Annotated in this window: 1 protein-coding gene; it reads right to left on the bottom strand. The window is 44.4% G+C overall.

The features are described from left to right. Window positions 1–107 precede the first annotated feature (107 nt). Window positions 108–1,038, bottom strand: a 931-nt coding sequence (locus BCT81_RS27465; RefSeq protein WP_133152751.1) for a serine protease, incomplete at its 5' end; no start/stop codon positions are given.

Here is a 1,038-nt window from a genome sequence, read left to right as displayed (position 1 = left end):
CAATAACACCTGCTCTATTTATTAACTATTCTGTTTAATTAATAAAATATAAGACGAACCTAATAGGCTCGCCTTTATTATTCATATCGTAAACAGATTTCACGACGTTATTGAGACTCTGACAATAAGAGAGATACACCAGAAAAACTTCGGAATGCATTGATCATAATGTAGAGATCTTCATCAGCCCTAGGCACCTCGCACGTTTCAAAGTTACCTGAGCGATAAGGTCGGCAATCGTAGGTACTTTTCGTTGGTTGCGCGCCAGAACGAATGTAGAGATCAGCGTCCCCTACTCCAGACTTAATGACGACATTCACGTCCGAGGTACGATTTGCTGCTTTGAGCACAAACAGTTTCTGTTGTCCGGACGTCGCGGCGAGATCGTTAATCAAGCTTCCTAAAGCCACCTCTGGAACATCATTGTTCGGCTCACCGACTGAGCCATCTGGCAAGGTATCACCAAAGAATGAAGACACGAGTGGCCAAATCTTACTGATTTTCACGCCTTGGTTTTCACAACCTCCAAAGTGATGCAGCGCAATCGCTTTGTTGTTGTCAGTACGCAAAACAGGTGAGCCAGACGACCCGCCAATGGTGTCACAGAAATAGCCAGTGTCGGTATTGGCACCTCGCCCACCAGTTGAAGCTACATCGATCTGACACATTCCGGAGCCATTTTGGTCACTTTCAATTGCCAGTTCTTTCGGTTTACCAGCTCCGTGTTGAGGAATATAAATACCATCGCCAAAGGTTGGCTCCTGATCATCTAAACCTAGATAGCCAAACGACTCAATTTTTGAAAAATCATCAACAGTGAAAAGTGTGTAATCCAAATCATAATCGGTGCTAAGTATCTTACTCCCCATGACTTTTACCGTGGTGGCCATAGAACCGTCACAAGTACGACGCTGATAGTTAAACCATACCTCTGTATTTCTCAGTTCTGATTCTGATGCGACACAGTGGTTGTTGGTGAACATATGGTTATCTGGCCCCACGCGCCAAGCGGTACATAAACTTCGCCCATTAATAAGT

It is taken from the genome of Vibrio sp. 10N.261.52.A1 (assembly GCF_002876325.1).
GTDB classification, from domain to species: domain Bacteria; phylum Pseudomonadota; class Gammaproteobacteria; order Enterobacterales; family Vibrionaceae; genus Vibrio; species Vibrio chagasii.
The sequence above is the reverse complement of the archived record's forward strand: the minus strand, read 5'-3'. Positions and strand labels throughout refer to the sequence as shown.